Source organism: Streptomyces sp. SID11385, from assembly GCF_010548245.1.
GTDB lineage: Bacteria > Actinomycetota > Actinomycetes > Streptomycetales > Streptomycetaceae > Streptomyces.
Map to the genome: position 1 here is coordinate 1 of NZ_JAAGLR010000826.1, position 6,013 is coordinate 6,013.

Here is a 6,013-nt window from a genome sequence, read left to right on the forward strand (position 1 = left end):
CGCGTCGGCGAGCGTGGCGCCGGCCCGTACGGGACGCGCCCGGCGCAGTGGGTGCGCGCCGGGCGCTCCGCACGCCGCGTCGCCGCAGGAGCAGACGCCCGCCTCGACCCGTGCCCCCGGCGCGACGTCCCAGCCCCACAAACCCGTGAACTCGGCCACTGTGGTGCACTCCGAGGAGCGTCCCCGGCGCCGCACGCCCTCGCGCTTCTCCCGGATGCCGCCGATCGTGAAGCCCATGCCCCCTCCAACGTGTCTGGAGCGTCCAACGCCGTTGACGCTCCGCCGGTTACGCACTGAACCACTGGCGTGACGCTCCGTATGTAGCGTGTGGCGTGCGGAGGGGCGCGTGAATCTGTCCGCGCGCCCCGGCGCGCTTCTGTGCGCTGCTCCCCGTTCGTCTGCTGTCAGTCAATCGTGTGAAGTACAGGGCGAGTTATTGGCGCGGGGGTGGCGAAAGGTGGCGTTTCCCGGGGCGGGCTCGTGCGCGCGTGAGGGACGTCCTACCGTCACGGGACAGACTCCGGCAGTGTGGCGCGCCGCGTCGGGCGATGACGAGGAGGCGTCGTACGCCGCCCGCGGTCGCGGCGACGACGCCGCGTGGCGACAGTGACGCGCGGCGACAGTGACGCGTCGCGACCGCGCCGACGGCGCGAGATGACGGCGCGATCGTCGCGCATCATCGCCTCGACGGCGCGTGGGCGCACGCGACGTCGCGCATGCTGTGGGGGCCGGGGCCGCGTACGGCAGAGGCGCGGTGCGAGGGGTGACGGATGGGGGCGTGCTCATGGACATGAGCCGGGGATTCGGCGGGACGAACACCGAGGCCGACTACGGCGCCGGCGACGGCGTCGACAAGAAACCCAACGCCCTCCTCGAATCGTGGTTCGTCCGCAGCGGCTGGTCCAAGGGCGAACTCGCGCGACAGGTCAACCGCAGGGCGCGGCAGCTCGGCGCGGTGCACATCTCGACCGACACCTCCCGGGTGCGGCGCTGGCTCGACGGCGAGCAGCCGCGCGACCCGATCCCGCGGCTGCTCTCGACGCTCTTCTCGGAACGCTTCGGCTGCGCCGTCAGCGTCGAGGACCTCGGTCTGCGGCCCGTTCACCAGACGCCGTCGACGGCGGGCATCGACCTGCCCTGGACGGCGCCCCAGGCCGTCGCCCTGATGAGTGAGTTCTCCCGCAGCGACCTCATGCTGGCGCGCCGCGGCTTCCTCGGCGGCTCCCTCGCGCTGACGGCGGGCGCCGCGCTCGTCGAGCCCATGCAGCGCTGGCTCCAGCCCGCGCACGGCGAACGCCTGCCCACGCTCGCCGACATCGCCACGCCCAATCGCACGGCGCGCCGCCTGTCCGAACCCGAACTCGCCCTCCTCGAATCAACGACGGTCATGTTCCGCAAGTGGGACGCGCAGAGTGGGGGCGGACTGCGCCGCAAAGCGGTCGTCGGGCAACTGCACGAGGTCACCGACCTGCTCCAGGAACCGCAGACCGCCGAGACCGGGCGCCGCCTCTTCCGCGTCGCGGCCGAACTCGGCGAACTGGCCGGCTGGATGAGCTACGACATCGGCCTCCAGCCCGCGGCGCAGAAGTACTTCGTCCTCGCCCTGCACGCCGCGAAGGAGGCCGAGGACCAGCCCCTCGGCTCGTACATCCTCTCCAACATGGCGCGCCAGATGATCCACCTCGGCCGCCCCGACGACGCGCTCGAACTCATCCACCTCGCGCAGTACGGCAGCCGCCACGAGGCGACGGGGCGCACGCAGGCGATGCTCTACGCGATGGAGGCGCGCGCCTACGCCAACCTCGCCCAGCCCGGCAAATGCAAGCGCGCCGTCCGCATCGCGGAGGACACGTACGCCGAGGCGACGGAGTCCGCGGGCGAGGAGCGCGACCCGGACTGGATCGGGTTCTTCACCGAGGCCGAACTGCACGCCGAGAACGGCCACTCCTTCCGCGATCTCGTCTACACGGCCGGGCGCCACAAGGAACACGCCGCCCTGGCCGAGCCGCGCATCGAGCGCGCCGTGGAACTCTTCGGCAGCGACCTCGATCACCACCGGTCGTACGCGCTCAATCTCATCGGCCTCTCGACCGTCCATCTGATCAAGAAAGAACCCGAACTGAGCGCCGAGCGTGCCGGCGCGGCCATCGGCATCGCACGCAAGGTCCGCTCCGAACGCCTCAACAACCGCCTGCGCACGACGGTCGACCAGGTCGTCCGCGCCTACGGCGCCGTCCCCGAGGTCCGCAGGCTCCGCGACGAGGTGGCACGGCAGCTTCCGGAGGACGGGGACGGGGACGCGGACGTGTGAGCGCGGGGCGGGCGGGGCGGGCGGGCCGCGTCACGCCGCGTCGTGGGCGCGATACGTCGCGTTGGCCGGCGCGACGTGGGGCGGGGGCGTGGGGGGCGAGTGACGCGGCGTTGCGCGCGACGTGGACTCCTACGACGCGACGTCGCCCCGCGTGACCCGGCACCGTACGGCGCGACGTAGGCCCCCCTCGCCAGGCGACGTAGGCCCCCCGCCACGCGACGTCGCCCCGCTGACACGCCACGTCACGACGCGACGTCGCCCCCGCCGCGTACGCGACGTCCCCCGATCCCCACGCGACATCTCCGATCCCCACGCGCCGTCCCCGCGCCGTCCGACGTCCCCACCCCCGCGCGACGCCGCGACCGCCCGATTCCGGCCACCTTCGCTCCCGCGCCGCCCGCCTCCGCCGTCGCGTCGTGCTCCGGCGCGGCATCCGGGTGGCCCGCGCAGGTATACGGACGCCGGGGGTGCGCGAGGCGTCGCGGGCCGTCCCGTAGGTTGCGCGACGATAACGGCGCGGCAGGGGCCCGCGTCGCGGTTCATGAACGCGTAACACGCGTCGTGCCTTCGTCATGGCGGTGAAACACCGAGGGGCATCGGCCGAAACCGCGCTGCGACAACCTCATGGCGCATAACGGCCCACCCCTCACGACCGCACTGGTTGAGCCCGCACGGGCCGCACCGACGACGAGGAGACGCAGATGCCCCCAGGCATTGCGCTCGCCGCAGACGCTCCCCAGCTTTCTGCCGCGAACACGGGATTCATGCTCATCTGTTCCGCCCTGGTCATGTTGATGACCCCGGCGCTGGCCTTCTTCTACGGAGGCATGGTCCGCGTCAAGAGCACCCTCAACATGCTGATGATGAGCTTCATCAGCCTCGGGATCGTCACGATCCTGTGGGTGCTCTACGGCTTCAGTCTCGCCTTCGGGACGGACAAGGGAAGCCTGATCGGCTGGAACGGCGACTTCGTCGGACTCAGCGGAATCGGCGTCGTGGAGCTCTGGGACGGTTACACCATCCCGATCTACGTCTTTGCCGTCTTCCAGCTGATGTTCGCGATCCTGACGCCCGCGCTCATCAGCGGCGCGCTCGCCGACCGCGTCAAGTTCACCGCCTGGGCGCTCTTCATCGCGCTCTGGGTGACGATCGTGTACTTCCCCGTCGCGCACTGGGTCTGGGGCACCGGCGGCTGGGCCTACGACCTCGGCGTCATCGACTTCGCCGGTGGAACGGCCGTCCACATCAACGCGGGTGCCGCGGCGCTCGGCGTCATCCTCGTCATCGGCAAGCGCGTCGGCTTCAAGAAGGACCCGATGCGGCCCCACAACCTGCCGCTCGTGATGCTCGGCGCCGGACTGCTGTGGTTCGGCTGGTTCGGCTTCAACGCCGGCTCGTGGCTCGGCAACGACGACGGCGTGGGCGCCGTGATGTTCCTCAACACGCAGGTCGCCACCGGCGCCGCGATGCTCGCCTGGCTCATCTACGAGAAGATCCGCCACGGCGCCTTCACGACCCTCGGCGCGGCGTCCGGCGCCGTCGCGGGCCTCGTCGCGATCACCCCGTCCGGCGGCGCGGTCAGCCCGCTCGGCGCCATCGCCGTCGGCGCGATCGCCGGTCTGCTGTGCGCCATGGCCGTCGGGCTGAAGTTCAAGTTCGGGTACGACGACTCGCTCGACGTCGTCGGCGTCCACCTCGTCGGCGGGATCGCCGGCTCCCTGCTGGTCGGCTTCTTCGCCACCGGCGGCGTCCAGTCCGACGCCAAGGGCCTCTTCTACGGGGGCGGCCTCGACCAGCTCGGCAAGCAGGCCGCGGGCGTCTTCGGCGTCCTCGCGTACTCTCTCGTCGTCTCCGCGCTCCTCGCCTTCCTCATCGACAAGACCATGGGCATGCGGGTCGCCGAGGACGACGAGGTCTCGGGCATCGACCAGGTCGAGCATGCCGAGACCGCGTACGACTACAGCGGAGCCGGCGGCGGCTCCCTGCCCCGCAGCACGTCGGCCCCGCTCGCGACCGAGACCGCGGCGGCCCCGGCGACGAACAAGAAGGTGGACGCATGAAGCTCATCACCGCGGTCGTCAAGCCGCACCGGCTCGACGAGATCAAGGAAGCCCTCCAGGCCTTCGGCGTCCACGGCCTGACGGTGAGCGAGGCGAGCGGCTACGGCCGGCAGCGCGGCCACACGGAGGTCTACCGGGGCGCGGAGTACACCGTCGACCTCGTGCCCAAGATCCGCGTCGAGGTCCTCGTCGAGGACGAGGACGCCGAGCAGCTCATCGAGGTCGTGGTCAAGGCCGCCCGCACCGGCAAGATCGGCGACGGCAAGGTCTGGAGCCTCCCCGTCGAGACCGCCGTCCGCGTCCGCACCGGCGAGCGCGGCCCCGACGCCCTCTGACCCCCACCACCATGCCTGGCGCCGCCCCCGTCGTCCCCCGCCCCGCACGCCGCCCACGCGACGTGCGGGGCGGGGGACGGGTGTATCGGGGGGTACGGGGAGGGGCGGGTACGCCGCGACGCCGCGACGCCGCGGGGGCCGTGGAGCTCGCGTACGGCGCGTCGGGCGCACGCGACGTGGCATATGCGACGTCGCGTGCGACCTGCGCTTTTACCGCCACGTCGCGACCTCCCACAGACCGCGGCAAACCGTCGGCATTACGAAAGACCTATCCCACGGAAACCAACGTCCCTTCGCCGCTGACACCACCGACCGACCACGAACCCCGCTGAGGCGGGGGCCAGGAGCTGCCGGGTGACGAGCCTCGACCAACGCCAGGAAACCGAAGACGCCGAGCCCGAGGGCTACGCGGCCGCGCGACTGCGCCTGCTGCACGAGAACGCGCAGGACGGCCGCGCCCGCAGGCAGGCGCTCGCCACCCTCACCGACACCTGGCTCGCCGAGCTCTTCGACGCCGCCGCGCCGCCACGCGGCGTCGCCCTCGTGGCGGTCGGCGGCTACGGGCGCGGCGAACTCTCCCCGCGCAGCGACCTCGACCTCCTGCTCCTCCACGACGGCCGCGCGGAACCAGCAGCCGTCGCCGCCGTCGCCGACCGCGTCTGGTACCCCGTGTGGGACCTCGGCCTCGCTCTGGACCACTCCGTACGCACCCCGGACGAGGCGCGCAAGACCGCCGGCGAGGATCTGAAGGTCCACCTCGGCCTCCTCGACGCCCGCCACGTCGCGGGCGACCTCGGGCTGACGACCGCGCTGCGCTCCACCGTCTTCGCCGACTGGCGCAACCAGGCCCCCAAACGCCTCCCCGCCCTCCACGAACTCTGCACGGAACGCGCCGAGCGGCACGGGGAACTCCGCTTCCTCCTCGAACCCGACCTCAAGGAGGCGCGCGGCGGACTGCGCGACGCGACAGCCCTGCGCGCCGTCGCCGCGTCATGGCTCGCCGACGCGCCGCGCGCCGGGCTCGACGAGGCACGCCGCACCCTCCTCGACGTACGCGACGCCCTCCACCTCGCCACGGGGCGAGCCACCGACCGCCTCACCCTCCAGGAACAGGACCAGGTCGCCGCCCACCTCGGCCTGCTCGACGCCGACGCCCTGCTCCGCCAGGTATACGAAGCGGCGCGCACCCTCGCGTACGCGGGCGACGTCACCTGGCGCGAGGTGCAGCGCGTCCTGCGCGCCCGCTCGCTGCGGCCCCGGCTGCGCGCCGTCTTCGGCGGCGGACGTGGCGCCCCGGAGCGCACGCC

4 protein-coding genes and 1 pseudogene are annotated in these 6,013 nt (G+C 72.4%); 4 read left to right on the top strand and 1 reads right to left on the bottom strand.

The window, feature by feature from the left end; genetic code table 11:
* Positions 1-237: pseudogene (locus G3I42_RS25190) on the bottom strand (DNA primase); the annotation flags it as partial.
* A gap of 553 nt (positions 238-790) precedes the next feature.
* On the opposite strand from G3I42_RS25190, the gene G3I42_RS25195 reads away from it, so the two are divergent.
* From G3I42_RS25195 to G3I42_RS25210, 4 genes are all read left to right on the top strand, one after another.
* Complete coding sequence (locus G3I42_RS25195; protein ID WP_164289593.1) at positions 791-2,311, top strand: hypothetical protein; 1,521 nt, start codon at positions 791-793, stop codon at positions 2,309-2,311.
* A 701-nt stretch (positions 2,312-3,012) separates the two neighbouring features.
* On the top strand, positions 3,013-4,371 hold the full coding sequence (locus tag G3I42_RS25200; RefSeq protein WP_164289591.1) for an ammonium transporter: 1,359 nt from the start codon (positions 3,013-3,015) through the stop codon (positions 4,369-4,371).
* On the top strand, positions 4,368-4,706 hold the full coding sequence (locus G3I42_RS25205; protein WP_030995537.1) for a P-II family nitrogen regulator: 339 nt from the start codon (positions 4,368-4,370) through the stop codon (positions 4,704-4,706). The genes G3I42_RS25200 and G3I42_RS25205 overlap by 4 nt, the downstream gene beginning before the upstream one ends.
* A gap of 354 nt (positions 4,707-5,060) precedes the next feature.
* The coding region (locus G3I42_RS25210) for a nucleotidyltransferase domain-containing protein (protein WP_343244658.1) at positions 5,061-6,013 on the top strand (953 nt) is incomplete at its 3' end.